The sequence below is a fragment of the Bowmanella yangjiangensis genome (assembly GCF_017255015.1).
Lineage (GTDB): Bacteria > Pseudomonadota > Gammaproteobacteria > Enterobacterales > Alteromonadaceae > Bowmanella > Bowmanella yangjiangensis.
In genome coordinates this window covers 1-546 of record NZ_JAFKCS010000513.1, presented here as the reverse complement: position 1 = coordinate 546, position 546 = coordinate 1, and the positions used below count along the sequence as shown (strand labels likewise).

The window sequence follows — 546 nt, the reverse complement described above, 5'->3', positions numbered from 1 at the left end:
ATCGGTGAGCACCACTTCCTCCAACGTCGCATCACGAGCCTTGAGCGCCGCCTGAACTGCGGCACCCTGAGCGATCACTTCATCCGGGTTGAGGTGCATCGCGGGAAAGCGCCCAAACAGACTCGCCACCAACTTGCGCACCAGTGGCATACGCGTCGTGCCCCCCACCAGCAGCACCTCGTCAAGATCCGCCACTTTGATACGCGCATCGCGCAAGGCCCTCTCGATTGGCGCACGCAACCGCTCGAGCAACGGCTCACAGATTTCCAGCAGACGCTCCTGCGTCAGGGCCACAGTCCATTCACGCCCGTCCTCGCTCAGCTGGAACCTGGCCTCACTCTGCTGCCCAAGCGCATGTCTGACACGCTGGGCCTCGCGCCGCAGACGATGGCGAATGGCAGGTCGCTGCGGATCGGGCAGCCCCTGAGCGGTCAATGCAGCGACGACATGGGCCACTATCGCGTCGTCGAAATCCTCGCCTCCGAGGAAGTTGTCGCCCGCACTGGCACGAACCTCCATCACGCCATCGAAAAGCTCCAGCACGGA

At 63.6% G+C, this 546-nt stretch carries 1 protein-coding gene; it reads right to left on the bottom strand.

From position 1 onward, the window contains the following. Positions 1 to 546: Hsp70 family protein (locus tag J0A65_RS25420; protein WP_206596999.1), on the bottom strand; the 546-nt coding region annotated here is incomplete at both ends.